The sequence below is a fragment of the Microbulbifer mixtoriginis (SeqCode) genome (assembly GCF_052467945.1).
The window spans coordinates 1,873,042-1,890,256 of the sequence record NZ_CP174328.1 but is presented as its reverse complement, the minus strand read 5'-3'; the positions used below and the strand labels follow the sequence as shown (position 1 = coordinate 1,890,256).

General features: G+C 49.4%; 12 protein-coding genes. 5 read left to right on the top strand and 7 right to left on the bottom strand.

What is annotated here, in order from left to right:
* Positions 1-56: 56 nt before the first annotated feature.
* The 4 genes from dbpA to ACJJIJ_RS08245 all read right to left on the bottom strand — a co-directional run bounded on the left by dbpA (position 57) and on the right by ACJJIJ_RS08245 (position 7,029).
* Positions 57-1,445 (bottom strand): ATP-dependent RNA helicase DbpA, encoded by a 1,389-nt coding sequence (gene dbpA / locus ACJJIJ_RS08260; protein ID WP_444939249.1) that lies wholly within the window; start codon positions 1,443-1,445, stop codon positions 57-59.
* A gap of 275 nt (positions 1,446-1,720) precedes the next feature.
* Positions 1,721-4,858 carry an efflux RND transporter permease subunit gene (locus ACJJIJ_RS08255; protein ID WP_444939248.1) on the bottom strand — a complete coding sequence of 1,046 codons (3,138 nt, stop codon included), beginning with the start codon at positions 4,856-4,858 and terminating at the stop codon, positions 1,721-1,723.
* Positions 4,852-6,390, bottom strand: a complete 1,539-nt coding sequence (locus ACJJIJ_RS08250) for an efflux RND transporter periplasmic adaptor subunit (RefSeq protein WP_444939247.1) — start codon at positions 6,388-6,390, stop codon at positions 4,852-4,854. The genes ACJJIJ_RS08255 and ACJJIJ_RS08250 overlap by 7 nt, the downstream gene beginning before the upstream one ends.
* 234 nt (positions 6,391-6,624) lie before the next feature.
* Positions 6,625-7,029, bottom strand: a complete 405-nt coding sequence (locus ACJJIJ_RS08245; protein WP_444939246.1) for a hypothetical protein — start codon at positions 7,027-7,029, stop codon at positions 6,625-6,627.
* 253 nt (positions 7,030-7,282) lie between these two features.
* On the opposite strand from ACJJIJ_RS08245, the gene ACJJIJ_RS08240 reads away from it, so the two are divergent.
* From ACJJIJ_RS08240 to ACJJIJ_RS08220, 5 genes are all read left to right on the top strand, one after another.
* Complete coding sequence (locus ACJJIJ_RS08240; RefSeq protein ID WP_444939245.1) at positions 7,283-8,191, top strand: hypothetical protein; 909 nt, start codon at positions 7,283-7,285, stop codon at positions 8,189-8,191.
* A 72-nt stretch (positions 8,192-8,263) separates the two neighbouring features.
* Positions 8,264-8,821: a hypothetical protein gene (locus ACJJIJ_RS08235; RefSeq protein ID WP_252081718.1), complete on the top strand. Its 558-nt coding sequence runs from the start codon at positions 8,264-8,266 to the stop codon at positions 8,819-8,821.
* A 329-nt stretch (positions 8,822-9,150) separates the two neighbouring features.
* Positions 9,151-10,398, top strand: a complete 1,248-nt coding sequence (locus ACJJIJ_RS08230) for a DUF418 domain-containing protein (RefSeq protein WP_444939244.1) — start codon at positions 9,151-9,153, stop codon at positions 10,396-10,398.
* A gap of 393 nt (positions 10,399-10,791) precedes the next feature.
* Complete coding sequence (locus ACJJIJ_RS08225) at positions 10,792-12,117, top strand: cytosine deaminase (RefSeq protein ID WP_444939243.1); 1,326 nt, start codon at positions 10,792-10,794, stop codon at positions 12,115-12,117.
* Positions 12,114-13,520, top strand: a complete 1,407-nt coding sequence (locus ACJJIJ_RS08220; protein WP_444939242.1) for an FAD-binding oxidoreductase — start codon at positions 12,114-12,116, stop codon at positions 13,518-13,520. The genes ACJJIJ_RS08225 and ACJJIJ_RS08220 overlap by 4 nt, the downstream gene beginning before the upstream one ends.
* Before the next feature lie 205 nt (positions 13,521-13,725).
* On the opposite strand, the gene ACJJIJ_RS08215 is transcribed toward ACJJIJ_RS08220, so the two are convergent.
* From ACJJIJ_RS08215 to ACJJIJ_RS08205, 3 genes are all read right to left on the bottom strand, one after another.
* On the bottom strand, positions 13,726-14,715 hold the full coding sequence (locus tag ACJJIJ_RS08215; protein WP_444939241.1) for an alpha/beta hydrolase: 990 nt from the start codon (positions 14,713-14,715) through the stop codon (positions 13,726-13,728).
* Positions 14,716-14,757: 42 nt separating this feature from the next.
* On the bottom strand, positions 14,758-15,924 hold the full coding sequence (locus tag ACJJIJ_RS08210; protein WP_444939240.1) for an AMP-binding protein: 1,167 nt from the start codon (positions 15,922-15,924) through the stop codon (positions 14,758-14,760).
* Positions 15,925-15,992: 68 nt separating this feature from the next.
* A complete protein-coding gene (locus ACJJIJ_RS08205) occupies positions 15,993-17,015 on the bottom strand; it encodes a methyltransferase (RefSeq protein WP_444939239.1) in 1,023 nt (340 codons plus the stop codon).
* Positions 17,016-17,215 lie beyond the last annotated feature (200 nt).

Below are 17,215 nucleotides of genomic sequence, written 5' to 3'. Positions count from 1 at the left end.
AATCCCCAGTTCAGGGAGTTAGGCCCATACGGACCCAACTCATTGGCTCTTAAAGCTTAGCCTCGTATACGTCGTACCCGGAATTTACGCCCTTTCAGTTTCCCATTTTCGATCTTTTTCAGTGCTTGGGATGCCACATTGCGTTTAATAGCAATATAGGCAGTTTGATCCAGTACGTTGATCTTGCCTACATCTTTACCGTTGATGGGGCGATCGCCGCCGGTTAATGCGCCCAGAATATCGCCGGGGCGGACTTTTTGTTTTTTGCCGCCATCAATTTGCAAGGTGACCATGGGTGCCTGAAATGGAGGCTCGCTTAGGATATCAGCAGGCGGTGGTGTATCGGGATCGGATAGCGGGTCTTGGGCCAGATCCATTCGCAGTAGTTTGTGGCCTTCCTTCTCGGAAAACAGGGAGTAGGCACAACCGCGTTCACCGGCGCGGCCAGTCCGTCCGATGCGATGGGTGTGTACTTCCGGATCTTTGGCAATATGAAAGTTGATTACTGCATCCAGTTTGTCGATATCCAGGCCGCGCGCCGCCACATCGGTGGCCACTAGAATCGAGGCGCTGCCATTGGCGAAGCGGATCAGGGTTTCGTTACGCTGGCGTTGCTCCATATCCCCATGCAGGGCCAGCACGTTGAATCCCGCCTGTTTTAGGTCACTGGCGACGTCATCGGTCTCGCGTTTAGTGTTACAGAAAATCAGGGTATTGACTGGCCTGTCATTGAGTAAAATGCGGCGGGTCATCTCCAGGCGATCATCGAAACTCTCAGTTTTGTAAAAACGTTGTTCGATCACCTCCTCACTGTGCGCGGACGCAATGCGTACCATCACCGGCTTTTGCATAACTCGTGCACTGAGCCGTTCAATTTGATCCGGGTAAGTCGCGCTGAACAGTAACGACTGTCGCCGAGCTGGCACTTGCGCCAGAATGGTATCAATAACGTCCTGAAAGCCCATATCGAGCATCCTGTCGGCTTCGTCAAAGACGAGTGTGTCGACATGCTCTAAAGATAGGGTTCCCTTGCGCAGGTGTTCTTCGATGCGCCCTGGTGTACCAACAATAATGTGTGCTCCATGGGCGAGGGAGCCAATCTGTGGGCCAAACGGCATGCCGCCACACAGGGTCAGAATCTTAATGTTGTGTATTGCCCTGGCCATTCGGCGCAGTTCCTGTGCAACCTGGTCGGCAAGTTCCCGTGTGGGGCACAGAATCAGCGATTGAATCCGAAATCGCTCAACACTGAGCCGCTGCAGCACCCCCAAACCGAAGGCTGCCGTTTTACCGGAGCCGGTTTTTGCCTGTGCAATGACATCTTTGCCGTCGAGTATGAGAGGAAGTGTCTTGGCCTGAACCTCGGTCATTGATGTGTAGTTGAGAGACGCCAGGTTTTTCAGCAGGGCTGGCTTCAAGGGGAGTTCGGAAAAGGGGGCAGTCAAGGTAAATCCTGGAGTCGTTGAATGTCAAATACGCGTATTACTCAACCAGCCAGGAAAGTGATTTTCACATTCTAGCTTTTGTCATTACTGCAATGTTGCAATCTGGGCAATACAAATCTTGCCTGGCATTTTAACAGTTAACTCTGAGGAAACCTATTTGCCCGCTGCCGTTACAGCAGTGCACAGCTGACAAATAGGTAATTTACGCTGATGAAAAATGATCAGTAGAAAATCGGTGGGGCAATGGGCCAAGTTGAGCCAATGCCCCCGCTTTTCTAGCTTTCCTTATCTGTACGAGCCTTCCACTGATAAAACACTCCGGGCATAACCAACAGTACAAACAAGAGTGTCGTGAGGGTGCCGCCGACCATGGGTGCAGCAATGCGTTTCATGACATCTGCGCCGGTGCCATCGGAAACCATGACTGGAATTAATGAAATCAACAAGGTGAGGCTGGTCATTAACATTGGCCGTATACGGCCCGCTGCCGCTTGTGCGACAGCGGCGGTATTGCCTTGCGGCGGCTTATTGGTTCCAGCAGCCGATAAATAGTGCAGCATCAATAGCCCCATCTCTGCGGCAAGGCCGGCCATAGCGATCATGCCCACCCATACGGCGACGCTGAGTTTGTAGTCAAGTAGATACAGCAACCAGAAGGCCCCGACCAGTGCCATCGGCATAGCGGTAAGTACAAACAGGGTGTCAGACAGCCTGCCGCGGTGCAGGTAAAGCAGGAAACAAACTGCTAGTAAGGTCAAGGGCACCAGCCATTGCAGGCGGGACTTGGCCCGCTCCAGATATTGATACTGGCCAGCCCAGGCGATGCGCTGACCGGGCACCAAGTTGACTTGGTCAGCGACCACCTGTTTTGCACGGCTCACATAGTCGGCAACACCCACATCGCCTTTCAGGTCGACAAATACTAATCCCACTAACTGCCCGTCTTCATTGCGAATCATGGGCGGGCCAGTGCGGAAGTCCATATCAGCCAGTTGGTTGAGAGGCACCTGGGAACCGTCGGAAGCGGGAACCAGGATTTGCTCCAGCTGTTCCGGGGTATCCCGGTAGTCGCGGGCATAGCGCACCAGCACGTCGTAACGTTCGCGCCCTTCGACTGTCTGGGTTGCAGCCAAGCCACCGGCAGCCGCGGCAATCACATCTTCGATATCCTGCACATTTAAACCGTGGCGGGAGGCCCGTGCGCGATCGATATCAAAGTCCAAAAAGTAGCCACCGGTGAGGCGCTCGGCAAAGACACTGCGGGTTTCATCGGCGGTGCGCTGATCGCTGCGCAGGGCTTCCTCAATAGCCAATGCGGTTTGTTCGATTTCTTCCAGGTTATCGCCAAACACCTTGATACCCAGCTGGCTGCGAATACCGGTGGCGAGCATTTCGGTACGGGTTTGGATGGGCATCCACCAGATATTCGGCATACCGGGATACTGAAGTTTCTCATCCATCTCCGCTAGCAGGTCATCCCAAGTCATGCCAGGCCGCCATGCATCCTTGGGCTTCAGGGTAATCACGGTCTCTACCATGGAGAGTGGTGCCGAGTCAGTCGCACTGTTTGAGCGGCCAATTTTACCGAACACGTGCTCAACCTCGGGAAAGGTTTTTAGCTCTTCATCCATTTGCTGCAGTACTTTGCCCGCTTCGGTCACAGACATACCGGGTAGGGCAGTGGGCATATAGAGGATGCTGCCCTCATTGAGTGGCGGCATAAATTCACCGCTCAACTTACTAATGGGATAGGCCACGGAAACCAGAGCGATTACCGCGAGGGCCGCCACCATTTTGCGCTGGCGCACACAGAAGTGGATCACCGGTTGCAGTGTAAAAACCAGGGCGCGGGTGACCGGGTTTTCCTTGGTGCGGATCTTGCCACGCATCAACAGTACGGCGAGTGCTGGGATCAGGGTGATCGCCAGCAGTGCGGCAAAGGCCATGCTGTAGGTTTTGGTATAGGCGAGGGGTTTGAACAAACGGCCCTCGGTGGCTTCCAGCGCAAACACCGGCAGGAAGGAAACCGTAATAATAATCAGGGAGAAGAAGATACTCGGCCCCACTTCCTGCATTGCCCGAACAACCAACCTTCTTCGCTCAGCAGTAGACAATGCCTTATCGCCAGAGGCTGCCAGCTTTTTATGGATGTTATCCACCATCACCACGGCGGCATCCACCATGGCCCCAATGGCTACAGCAATCCCCCCCAATGACATAATATTGGCGGTCAATCCTTGTAGAGAAAGTGGAATAAAAGCCAACAATACAGCAATGGGTAGGGTGATCACCGCGACCAAAGCAGAGCGTGCGTGCAGCAGGAAAATGGCGATCACAGCGGCGACCACTAACATCTCTTCAATCAGGGTGTTTTTAAGGTTGTCGATCGCACTGTTAATCAGCTTTGAGCGATCATAAGTCACCACCAGCTCAACGCCCTCTGGCAAGCCAGCGCGAATCTGTTCGATGCGCTCTTTAACCCTTTCAATCACCTTTAGGGCGTTTTCACCGTAGCGCATTACCACAATACCGCCGACGGTTTGTCCCTCACCATCCAGCTCGGCAATGCCGCGCTGCATGGCCGGCCCCAAGGTAATATCGGCAACCTGATCCAGGGTTACGGGAATTTTTGCCGCGTTTACCCCAATGACTACTTCTTCCAGATCAGAAACATTGCGGATATAACCGCGGCCACGGACCATATGCTCGTGGCCGGCGATCTCCAGTACCCGCCCGCCGGTGTCGTTGTTACTGCGGCGAATGGCTTCGACCACTTTGCCCAGTGGAACATTAAACATCTGCAATCGATGGGGGTCGATCTGGACTTGATATTCCTTCTCATAACCACCGATAGACGCGACTTCGGCCACACCCTCCACAGAAGTGAGCCAATAGCGCAATTTAAAATCCTGTAGTGCGCGCAGTTCTTGCAGATCTTGCTTGCCGCTGCGATCCACCAACGCATACTGAAATACCCAGCCGACTCCGGTGGCGTCTGGCCCCAGAGTGGGCTGAACATCCTCGGGGAGTTGGTCTGACACCTGGTTGAGATATTCGAGCACCCGCGAACGGGCCCAATAAATATCGGTGCCGTCTTCAAAAATGGCGTAGACAAAACTGAGCCCAAAAAAGCTCTGGCCGCGGACATATTTGACTTTGGGCAACCCCAGCATGGCGGTGGAAAGCGGATAGGTGATTTGGTCTTCCACCAGGTCTGGACTGCGGCCGGGCCAGTCTGTCATGACGATCACCTGGGCATCGGAGAGGTCCGGGATAGCATCCAGGGGAACACTGATTAGGGCCCGGTATCCCGCCAGGGCGGCAATCGCCACAAGGATCAGCGTGATCCCCGGCTTGCCAGCGCAGGCCCCAATAATACGGGCGATCAGCCCTTTGGGTTCGGTATTTACCACTGCTGTACCCCCGATTTCAGGCGGCTCTCTGCCGCGATCAGGAACACGCCAGAGGTAACGATTTTGTCGCCTTCCTGCAGTCCGGAGCGAATCACAATGCGCTCGCTATCCCCGTAACCGGTGCGTACCTGCACCGGCTCCAGGCGTCCCTGGCCCAGATCACGGAAAACGATGCGCTTCTTGCCGGAGATCAGCACAGAATCCCTGGGAACCACTAGCAGATTACCCAGTTTGGCGCTCAGCATAATGTCCGCGAACAACCCCGGGCGAAGCTCGCCATCGGTATTGGGCAGGGTTACGCGCAGTCGCGCACTGCGGTTACTGTGATTGAGAAACGGGTCGATCTGCGTGAGGGTTGCCGGAATTTCCTCGTGGTAGACGTTGGTTAACCGCACCTTGGCCGGCATACCTTTTTCCAGCAGTGGCAGCTGGTCCTCATAGGCGTGGGCTTCTATCCAGACTTGGCTCAGATCGGCAATACGCAGTAGGTTGTCGCCCTTCTGAAAGGCCGAACCCGCGACAATATTCTTCTCAATAATCACGCCACTGGCCGGAGCGAATATCGGCACATAGTCTTGCGCTTTCTGTTGCTCTACCAGCCAATCGATTTGCTCTTCCGAAAGTCCCCAAAGCAGTAAGCGCCGGCGTGCGGCTTTTTCCAGGGAATCGCCGCGGCGGCGCGCTTTCAGGTATTCATCCTGAACGGCCAGAAGCTCCGGGCTGTAGACAGAAAACAGCACTTCACCGCGTTTAACTTCCTTGCCCTCAAAGTCGGCATCCAGGTCGCCAATCCAGCCATCGAAGCGCAGGCTGATATCCCGCAAGCGGGTCTCGTCGTAAGTCACCTGACCGTGCAGGTGAATGGGTAGGGCGAATGGCTGTCTTTCAACCGTGCCGGTTTTGATGCCGATAGCCTGACGGCGACCACTTTCAACCACAATACTGCCACTTTGCAGCTCATCATGACTGACCGGCTGCAAGTCCATACCGCAGATAGGGCAGGTGCCGGGCTGTGCAGCTCGTACAGACGGGTGCATGGCACAGGTGTAGTAAGCGGTATCGGAGGCCTCAGGTGCAGATTTCAAGCGCAAACCTTTACGGTTGGTGCTCATATCAAAGGCCAGGTCCACGTGGCGATCGTGGCCGGTAGCCACATCTACCACCATGGGCCATGAGCCCACCATCGCGAGCTCTATCTCCCCCTGAAAAATACCTGGGCTGGTCTCGTTGATATCCGCCTGAGCGCGCATAGCTGGCATAGCACCCATCGCGGGCATTTCCGCTACTGCGCGAACTTCGGCACCGCTGACTGGACGGTTTTCTTTGTCCCTAACTTCGATGCGAATCTGGTTCTTACCAGCGCGGGGCTGCAGTGGATCTACGGTTACAGCGATCTGGAAGGGGCCGGCAGGAATAAACTCAATATGGTCGGTTACCGCTAATCCAGCTGTTTTCTTCCAATAGAAGGCAGCGCCCGCCGCCGCCAGTAAAAAAATGAAAGAAACCAGGCTCAGCGTTTTTGCGCGGCTCATAGCACACCTCCAAAGACAGAGGGGATCAGAATTTGGGTAACGAGCTCGGTGCTGTGTGGGGTGCCAAGTTGGAAATCAAAGGCACTGCCCATTTCTTTGCTGCTACGGGCAGCAACGGCTTGTAGGGAAATCAAAGGGTTCACTCCTAGAACAATCTTTCTGAAGCCCAACAGCAGCAATGACAAAAGTTGAATGATGCTGCGGGAAATTTCGCAAATCAGAGAGAGGGAGTGATCAAATACGCAGGCGTAGAGTGGCTAACCAAGTTCGATTGCCGGGGAAGGTGGAGGCTAGTTGGAAGGGTGTAACCGCCTTGAGCAGCGGTGGGGCTAATATTTGCGGCCACTGGTAAGTGGGCGGTGGTGCTAGTTGAGGAAGTTCCAGGCCAAGGAAGGCAGCGGTTAAGGCGACTTCGTGATCATCCAGGGAGGTCTTGAGGGAAACCTGGGCATCGTATTCACAGCAGTCGACCTCATCGGGGTCTGAGCTAGTAACCATGTGGTCACAACAGCACTCCGCGGCTGGCTCAGGGCTCTCCATCATTTCGCAGGCAAGCACAGTTTGCACCTGGAACATCAGCAGGAGCAAGGCCGCCATAGCAATCAGTTTGGCGCGAAATGTGGAAGAGTAGTGCTTCATTACTAATAAATCATACACCAGAGATCGGCCACCCGACAAAGATTACCTTCACCGCGTGACTGGCTGGTGTTCTCAAGTTTCTCCAGGCAATGAAAATATAAACGAGGCTCAGCAATTTCCCATGAACCCTATGGTGGGAATTCCGACATCCATTTTCTCTTCGAGGCAGGCTTCCAAGCGATAATTAAGCTGTGCCCCTCTGAATAATGGGCCAAGTCACATATAGCTATCGAAAGCGACCTAAGGTTCCCCAATGCCATTCCTTCCAAATGCCGCCTTATTGTTGATTTCTTTAATGAGCATCATCTTTACTACTTCGGCTGTCGCTAGCTCTAATCAAGATGCCTTACAGATATTGCATGCTACGGCGAATGATCTCAATAAGAAAATTGATAGCGACTGGATACTGAGTAGGGAACGGAATTTGACAGCTTGGCTGCGAATGAAAGCAGTTCGCCAAGCGAGTTATGACGGTGAAGACTTGTCTTTCCTCCAAAAGCACGGCCTTGAAAAAAAGAGCCCGACTTGGTATGAGGTGAATTTAAAAGAACATCCTGAGTGGATGACCGCATACCGGTTGCTAATGCCGCTATCCTCTTGGCGAGGCCTGCCTGAACACCAGGCTAAACTTTATGAACTTGGCATGACGGTGGTTGAAGTCAATAGACTCACTGGCTATATCCTTGCCAATGATATTCAGGAAATAACAATCCAGGCAGCGTTGGATTTTTTACGGGAGGAGGAGTCCACTTACGTAAGTAGATTTCTTCAAGGAGGTGAAGACTTTTCCTTAATCTATTTAGAATTTGTGGATAAGTTTTACACGCTCTCACATGTATTGGAAACCGATTGGGCGATAGGCCTGTTTAACCTGTTCGATCGTGATGGTCAAGATATTTTATTGACTTACAGTTTGTCGAAAGTTAACTCCCGGATAGGTCTGGGGAAGGGTAGTTTTAGCCTGGATGAGAAGGTTGACATATTCATGGGGTATTTTCTCTCTGGAGGATTTCATGCATCAACGAAAGAGTCATTGCAGAGACACAAAGAGAGAAGGCGAGCCGATAGAACTCAAATTAATGTGGAATTTAACCCCCCGACCGATAAAGCCATCAATGAGTGTCGTTGCGCCCCAAAGCAATGTTCGTATACCAATCATTGAATATACTCATTAATAGCGATAACGCCTTGTGTCGCTTATGTGGTCAATTCTTGATTTTGAGTGGTAGTAGCAATGGCTGTAACAAGGATCTGTATTTGTCTTGTCGTACTTCTCATTTCATTGCCTCTTGCGGCAGAAGAAAACACCCCCGCCGCTGAATCCTACGGCCCCCTTACAAAAATGACCAACTTATGGCTCCGGGGTGAAATTAGTAAAAGGCAGATTCGGGAACTGGCGTTAAGAGGGCGCTATGTGAATAGTTCTGATAAAGATAACGCCCATGTATCTTTTTTTCTAGACGAGATGCAGATAGTTGCTCGTGGATCATCAGTGTCTGGGCGATCAGCGCAAATTAATATCCAGGTCAATGAATCTAAGTTTGATCTGGATTATGACCTTGTCTCCATGCACCTCTTAATTAATGGGCATGGCAGTGGGCTATCGAATGAGCAGAAGTTTCTTCTGATTGTAATGAGCTATCGATTGGCAGCTGAGGGGTGGAGTAAATCTTTGGGAATAGACCAAATGGAGAAGAGCCTGATCTATAACACTCTAAATTACCTCTCTGAAATGCCGGCAGACTATAAGATGTGGGGGATGGCTAAGGAGATTAAATATCCTTTACATTAATAATAGAAGCGGACAATTTTTAAGTCTGTGGTGATAGTCTAATCGTTATATAAATTGCCATTGATGAGATTGTGTTATCCAAGGTCTTATATGGACAGCAGAAGTGGCAATTTTTGTATTATGGTGACGCGCGCTCGACAGATTTAAATATATTTTCTAACCGATCTAAAAAAACTATTGGTCCAATCGTCCTAAAAAGGAGTGTTAACCGGCTAATTTTTTAAGTTGGTACGTCTGGTCAATAAAAGAATAATACTTTTAAGTGGTTCAATCTTGTGTCAAACCTACACTGGCATTAATCTGCTCTATTTTTGCTTAAAAGGATTTGCATGTCAGCCCGGATTTCACAGTTAGATTTGTTGAGAGGGATTGCCATATTGGGTATTCCTTTTATGAATATGGTTAGTTTTTCCATGCCCATGGCTGCCTATTTGAACCCTAAAGCGTATCTGGCAGATGGACCACTTAATGATCTGATTTTTATTTTCTTACATATATTTGCCGATCAAAAGTTTATGGGACTTTTTGCCATGCTTTTTGGAGCGGGTATTGTCCTTCTTGCTGAGAAGCGTTTAAACCAGCAAAAATCTGCCGCTAAGATTCATTACAGCCGCAACTTTTGGCTACTGGTTATAGGCTTGCTCCATGCGATCTATATCTGGGAGGGCGACATACTGACAGTATATGCGCTAGTTGCTATGGTGCTTTATATATTCCGTGGGCTGCGTGGAAGTTGGCTCATTACGCTAGGAACTTTGAGTTTAATGGGCGCTGTACTGGTCTCAAACTATACCGGTGTTGTGTTATCCGGGCTCAGTGGGGAAGCTAAATATATAGTCTCAGATATCTTCGCACCTGATACAGCACAAATTCAAAGGGACGTTGCAGCCTATACAGGTGGTTTCTGGGAGTTGGTCAATCACCGATTCGCAGCTGAAGATAGCGATGCAGATATGGAGGCGAATATTGTGATGCTATTTTTCAGCTTGTCGTTTATTTTGAAAATCGCCGCGATGATACTAATAGGTATGGGGCTCTATAAAGTTGGTATCTTACGTGGTGAGGCTAGTTTTAAGACTTATAAAAAGATGGCTGTTGTCGCAACACCCATTGGTTTGATCCTTACCGCATTGGGTTTGGTTTGGAACTACAGCAATGATTGGAATATTAATCACTACTTCTTATATGGCGATGCATTTAATCTGGTAGGGGCTACCTTCACCAGTATTGGCTATGTTGGCCTGGCCTGTCTCTGGTATCAGAGTAATACACATCTGTGGATTAAGAATAAAATACAACAGGTTGGCCGAATGGCATTTACCAATTACCTCGCTCAGTCTTTGATTGGTGTGTTTATATTTTATGGCTTTGGAATGGGGCTATATGGTGCGCTGACAAGAGTAGAAGTTGTTGGTGTTTGTATTGGTCTTGTCCTATTTCAGCTCGCTTATTCTGATTTGTGGCTGAAAGTTTTCCGTATGGGGCCTTTAGAGTGGTTTTGGCGGGCACTAACCTATCTGAAGCTTCCACCGATCCTTAGGGCGAAGTCGCTCCAGACTGTCGGTAGGGGAGCTTAGTTAGTCTCATTTGAATATTGAAAGGACACGTCAGCTAGGGCAGTGACAAGTGTTAAGGCTCAGAGAAGAAAAAGCAGCTCAAACTAATCAGATATCCAAATCGCAGAAGCAGAGAGCCGGCTACAATCAAAGATGTGCAACATCACGCAAATAGCGCCGGTTTTAACTACGGGTGCAAGCTGCTGGTGAGGCAAATCGGCCGGTGACTTAGCCTGCAAGACAATCAAGCGTGTCCTTACAGCATCTCCTGGGCGAATAGCAGATCGCTGGCGGCCAGTATTTGATAGATGCAGTCGTGTTCATGTGGGCATTTTGGTATCTCTGTCTTTCAATCTCTTTTCTCACCAGCTATTACGCAAATGGTGTGTGGGCGCATTGGAACGGGAGGTGTAGATGCAGGCAAGTTGGGGCTCCAGTTTCAAAGGCACTGGCACTATAAGAAATGCAACGATCCCTGCCTGTGTCTTGCGTGACCCTGGCAATTCTGAGCCATCGGATCTTGTTTCCTGCGATTTGGTCTTTCGTAACGGGACGCTGATAGAAGTTGCTCCGGCGGCCAATCTGCCAGAGGCGTCAGGTGGGCTCGACCTGGATAACGGATTGGTCTTACCGGCACTTGTCGATCTGCATACCCATCTGGATAAAGGGCATATCTGGCCGCGTGCACCCAATCCCGACGGCTCTTTCACGGGGGCGATGCAGGCGGTTGACAGGGATCGGAGTAAAAATTGGTCAGCAGAGGATGTTCGGGTGCGTATGGAATTTGGGCTGCGTTGTGCCTATACCCATGGCACGGCCGTCATCCGGACGCACCTGGATAGTTCGCCGCTGCAAGATGAAATCACCTGGCCGCTCTTTTGCGAGATTCGCACCGAATGGGCGGGCCGAGTCGAACTTCAGGGTGTGTGTTTGTTCGGCATCCATCGCCTTGCCGCTGACGATCAATATTTGGGGCGCATTGCGTCTAGGGTGCAGGCTGCCGGGGGCATCTTGGGAGCAGCGACTTACATGGTGCCCGATCTAGATCGGTATCTTGAAGCGATGTTCCGCGCGGCTATGGAGCATGCGTTGGACCTCGACTTTCATGTCGATGAGACGCTCGACCCATCCGGAATGACCTTGCGCCACATCGCGGAAACAGCTCTGCGCCTGGGCTTTCAGGGGAAAATTGTGTGCGGGCACTGCTGTACTTTATCGGTACAGCCTGATGACGAGGTAGACCGTACGCTGGACCTGGTGGCTAAGGCGGGGATTGCGGTCGTGACTCTGCCGGTGAGCAATCTTTATCTTCAGGACCGGGTAATGGGCCGGACTCCGCGCCGCCGGGGTGTCACGTTGTTGCATGAAATGCGTTCCCGTGGAATAGATGTTGTTGTTGCTTCGGATAATACACGGGACCCCTTTTGCGCCTACGGTGACCTCGATCTGATTGAAGTCTACGCTCAGGCGACTCGCACTCTGCATCTGGACCATCCGGTTGGAGACTGGGTTCGGTCAATAACGACCACGCCGGCGGATATAATGGGGGTTTCTGCCGGCTGGATTGGGGCCGGTGAGTCGGCAGATCTGCTTCTCTTTCGTGCGCGCAATTGGAATGAACTCCTTTCACGCCCAAATGGTCCACGGCATGTGCTGCGCGCAGGGTACAGCATTGACAAGGACTTGCCGGATTTCCGCGAACTGGATCATCACATGCACATGGGAGGGCAACGCCCATGACTGACATCTCCGCTTTGAAAGCGAATCTCGACGGTATCAAGGTCGAGGATGATCCACGGATAGTGAGAAAAAAGAGCCGGGATTTCTTTTGGTATTCCCCGATCCTCAAGGAGCAACTTGATGGTGTGACCGGTGATCTGCTTGTCAGCCCGAAAAATGTTGACGAGGTTATTCGCGTTCTAAAAGTGTGCTACGCCGAGGACATTCCGGTGACAGCTCGGGGGGCGGGTACCGGCAATTATGGTCAGGCCATGCCACTTTCCGGTGGCGTTGTCCTGGATTTGTCGGAAATGGATGCTGTCAAGGATATTAAACCAAGCGTTGTTGTTACCGAGCCTGGAGCCGTTATGGCGGATATCGATGCGCAGACGATATCCCGGACCGGTCATGCGCTCCGCATACATCCCTCCACCTACCGTATCGCGACCATCGGAGGATTCCTTGCAGGGGGGGCTGCGGGGGTCGGCTCGGTGAATTGGGGGGGGCTCAGGGATCTAGGTAACGTCATCCGTCTGCGGATGGTAACCATGGAGGCGGAGCCGCAGGTTCTGGAGCTGACAGGAAGCGATGTACAAAAGGCTATACACGCTTACGGTACAACAGGCATCATCACCGAGATCGAAGTACCGCTGACAGAAGCTTATGACTGGATCGATGTGCTCGTCGGGTTTGATGATTTTATAAATGCGATCCGTTTTTCTGAAGAGCTTGCCAACATGGATGGCCTTTTGACAAAAGATATCGCTACGATTGAAGCGCCGTTGCCCCATGACTATTTCTTACGGCACAAAAAATTTATCCGCAAGGAACAGTCCGTTGTTGTTCTCATGGTGGCAGCGTTTGCCATGGGGGCATTGGATGGGCTCCTGAGCCGATCGCCGGGTGCTGAGATGTTGTACCGCTCCGATAGGGCAACCGCTGAAGATATCACGCATTTACCGCCGGCTTATGAACTCACCTGGAACCACACAACCTTGCGTGGCCTAAGCGTTGACCCATCGATTACCTATCTTCAGGTCCGTTATCCTGATGTGAACCCACTTGAGACCGTCGGCAAGTTGCAGAGCATATACGCTGAAGAGTTGCCCGGCCATCTGGAGTTTATTCGCTACAATGGACGCCTAGTTCCCATTGGTCTACCCTTTGTTCGCTTCACGGATAAAACCCGGCTTGATGAAATTATCAAACGGCATGAAGCGCTCGGGTGTACGATTTTCAATCCGCACCGATTCACTCTGGAAGAAGGGGGGATGAAGCAAATTGACCCGGTGCTGCTTGCATTTAAAAGGCAGACAGACCCCAAGGGGCTACTCAATCCGGGTAAGATGATCGCCTGGGAGCATCCAGACTATAAGTTCGATAGTGATCAAGGGTTTTTGTTTCCAGGCTTACAGCGTTCATGAACTTGTATCATTCACCGGGGCCTTAATAGGCTGAATCGCCAGCACCAGTCTATGCCTGTATTGCCATTTTTATATAGCGGTATAATTTTTGAAATCTATCGTGCACTAAGAGCTAATATCCCTAAGGTCCCAGGGACGTGACTGTTATATTGGTTGGTGAGATGATTTATTAATTCGGGTATAAATAGGGTGTGTAAATTTAGTATTATTCCTTTTCAGTTTTATTGAGCCATCTAATAATCGAGATATGTTCGTCATCTCCAATTGTAGTCATACTTTGATGGTTCCTATTGTGAATCTTGACTAAGTCAATATTATCTTGGCTTAAGCTTTTGTAATCTGAGTAAGGAGCGATTCGATCGGTATCTGAGGATATTAAAAGTATTGGAGTTTTAGATGATTGGATAAGGGGGATTATATTTGTATCCTCCAGGTTAATATTATTTTTTTCCAAGACTAAACTGGCGCCTTTGCGAATATCTTGTTCCGGAATGATTTTGCTAAGTATTGGATGTGTGACTTTAGAGTGATTATATAAGGCTTGATCAAATTGCGGCATTGGGGCTAATAAAATAACTCCACTGATATCCGTTCTCAAATTTGAGATATAGGTAGCGGTTAAGGCACCCATTGAGTTCCCAACAATATAAAAATTATCCTTCTTAATAATATCTGCTTCAATGAGGTTGTTAATAAAAGGGTTGATGAGTTTGCTATCATAAACTCCATATTTTTTAATCCCACCTGATTCACCATGGCCGAGGAGATCTGGAACAACAACATGATAACCTAAGAAACGAAAATATATTGCCGAGTTCAACATGAATTCTTTGGATACCCGAAATCCGTGTAATAATATCACCGTTCCGGAATATATCCTTGTTAAAGAACTCTTATTCAAATTCATGCTGGCAGTACTTTCACTGCCATTTGCTTCAAATGTAACAGAGTATTGTAAATTTTGATCTATTAAAGGGGGGGCATGATAATAGCTTATACAGATGTCATCCTTTACAAAGCAATATTTATCTTTCTTAAATCCATGTTTTATAATTCTTTCAATGGTTATTATGTCATCAAATGGGAAGCATTTAGAGCTTTCTATAAAGTTAGCAATCATTTGAGAACATACAGCACGTATAGGGTGTAACAGTAGGGTTGAGAATAGCACTGACAAATTAGCTATGGACTTCATTTCTATGTTTCCTATGCTGTATCTTTAGTGCTTGACTGAAATCTACAAATTGATATCGTCTGCCTGAATGATAGGCGGCACCTTGTTAGTTCTTTTGACCCTCATCAGCCTTTCAACCCGTTTTGTGCTAAAGGCTCCAGGGTATTGCTGGACTACAGATGCCAAGTTATGAATCTCAGCTAGAATTCGTTTTCGAACTATGTCGGATTCTGTAATACCGGTATAAGCTAAAGTAAGTTCGCTTGCAGATTTACGTGTTTCCCCGCTTTTTGTGAGAATCAGCTGCGCCTCCTCAACACCATCCTCTTCTCTAGCGATAGCAAGTATGTTCCTAACGCTAAAAATCGCACTACAAAGACTCACATCATCGTCCGCGCGCCCCTCAATCAGCAATGCATTTGGCTGACCACATGGGCAAGTGGCTTGCCGAATCAAATCCCCTAACCGATAGCGTATAACTGGTACTGTCCAGCCATCGCCAATACGTGTGAGTAGGGCCCCGTGATCGTCGGGTTCAATCAATTGATCCGCTAAAAGGTGGTAAGTATCCCGATCACACTCGGGCCCGTTAACAGCGATGCTGTTGGTCTCCACCGAACCGTAGTCACACCAGAAGCCGGCATTTGGAAAGGCCATACGCACTGTATTAAACTTTTTCTCGGTCCAGGGTTCCGCCATCCAAATAATTGTTTTGATGTTCAGTTTGCAATTGCCATCCAGGATGCCCAGGGCGAAGTCCGCTAATCCTGTGGGAGCTCCAGCAAGGGCATTAATCTCTATCTTGCGAAATGTCTCCAGCCAAGCGCGTACTTCACTGGGAGTAAAGGGACCTACAGGTGCGGTGATAGCTCTGCTTTTTTCGGCGAGAGTTTGAATAAAGTAGTGGGCACCCCATAGGCGGCCGGGGTTGAAAAGGTTGAGGAGTACATCGCCAGACTCAAGTGGTTTCCACTGTTGTAGAAGTCTCTGTGTTGCCTGATGGAAGGGCGTATAGGCCAGCTTGGGGTTTCCTGTGGTACCACCGCTGGACATTAATATAGCGCCCTCTGTTTTTGCCAAGGCTTTGGTGATTTTTAAAATTTCTTTCGGCCCACTGATAGGTAGGTCTTCAATCCGGTTGGCGTTTGGGGGCACACTGAGCCCCCCCTGTTCAGATATTGATCTGGCATGGTGTAACAGCTGGCTCCAATCTAAGTGTCCGATGGTCATGGGGAGCTCCGTGTTTCCATTTCTTTATTGACTTGCCGGATGGATGTCCATAGTTATGAATACATCAGCTAGGGCTTTTGTGCTGAAATGACTGAGAAATAGCCGAGTGCTTTGTGGCTTTGCGGATTTTTAAAGCCGGCTTTAGTGAGCATTTGGTATAGCTCCTTTTCAGAATATAACCGTGAACCATGATTCATAAAAAGATGGAAGCTAAATAAGCTCGGTGTAAGCTGGCTCTCATCTAGGAGCATGTCATGAATAAAGATAAAACCCTCTTTGGGCAGTAGAGAGAAGGCCTTACTCAGTAAGGATCCACAGATAGCTTCTTGCCAGTCGTGTAGTACATTGCTAAAGCAGAGGCCGTCAAAGCCCGTGGGCCACTCAGGGCTGAATAGGTTCCCCTTTGCAATGGTTATTTGCCGAGTTTTGTTAAATTTTTGTACATACTCCTTGGCAATTTCACAGACTGGGGCAAGATCAAAGAGTACAGCACTGCGATTTGGATATGTTTCACAGAAGGCCAGGGCGATAGTCCCTGAGCCGGCACCAGCATCAAGTAAGGTATCAACCTGTTTGAAAATACCGTCTGAAGCGGCTTTAACTGCAGAGGCGAAACCCTGAGAGTGCATTAGATGAGTAAACGCCGCTGCCGATTCATTATCCATTTCATCGTTTTGCCACATATCGGTTACTGAACGCCCCTTACACTCCAATTCATATTCCCGCTTAAGGCTGGTTATAATTTTCTTGTCCAAATGATTGATATCGTAAATAGCAAAGGGGTCCAGCAGGACTTCCCCCCAATAATATAAACTGTTCTTATCTAAATAATTTTTTGCCAGCTCAGTGTTCTCATACTGGGTCAGTTCCATTTTGATATAACCCAGGTGATTAAGAATCAAAAGATATTGCTCAACACCCTTGCTACTAAGTTGCAGTGCCTGAGAGATCTTGTCGCTAGTGTTGTAGCCCTTGTCTATCAGACCGTAAATATCAAGTTGAGCGGCAACCTTCAGACAAGCAAAGGTGTAGTTGCCCATCAGGCGATCCCACAAGGGGGTGTCTGAGGAGGTGGGCGCCTTTATATACATACTCTATCTCACTATTGTCTTTATAAATATCTTCAACACGAAGGGTTACACTCTAATATGTGTAGAAGTGACTTATATATTGATTTGTCGCTTAACTTCTATTTTTGTCACCTAAATGAACTCTAAGGTTTGTTTGTCTTTTCGCTATTTGGTTTAGGTCTATTTGTTTGCTCTTTTGCTTTTAGAGTAATAGTAGATCT

Coding starts and splice junctions, on each gene's coding strand:
- ACJJIJ_RS08225 (WP_444939243.1), top strand. CDS start 10,792: ATGCAGGCAAGTTGGGGCTCCAGTTTCAAAGGCACTGGCACTATAAGA.
- ACJJIJ_RS08235 (WP_252081718.1), top strand. CDS start 8,264: ATGGCTGTAACAAGGATCTGTATTTGTCTTGTCGTACTTCTCATTTCA.
- ACJJIJ_RS08220 (WP_444939242.1), top strand. CDS start 12,114: ATGACTGACATCTCCGCTTTGAAAGCGAATCTCGACGGTATCAAGGTC.
- ACJJIJ_RS08215 (WP_444939241.1), bottom strand. CDS start 14,715: ATGAAGTCCATAGCTAATTTGTCAGTGCTATTCTCAACCCTACTGTTA.
- ACJJIJ_RS08230 (WP_444939244.1), top strand. CDS start 9,151: ATGTCAGCCCGGATTTCACAGTTAGATTTGTTGAGAGGGATTGCCATA.
- ACJJIJ_RS08250 (WP_444939247.1), bottom strand. CDS start 6,390: ATGAGCCGCGCAAAAACGCTGAGCCTGGTTTCTTTCATTTTTTTACTG.
- ACJJIJ_RS08240 (WP_444939245.1), top strand. CDS start 7,283: ATGCCATTCCTTCCAAATGCCGCCTTATTGTTGATTTCTTTAATGAGC.
- ACJJIJ_RS08205 (WP_444939239.1), bottom strand. CDS start 17,015: ATGTATATAAAGGCGCCCACCTCCTCAGACACCCCCTTGTGGGATCGC.
- ACJJIJ_RS08210 (WP_444939240.1), bottom strand. CDS start 15,924: ATGACCATCGGACACTTAGATTGGAGCCAGCTGTTACACCATGCCAGA.
- ACJJIJ_RS08245 (WP_444939246.1), bottom strand. CDS start 7,029: ATGAAGCACTACTCTTCCACATTTCGCGCCAAACTGATTGCTATGGCG.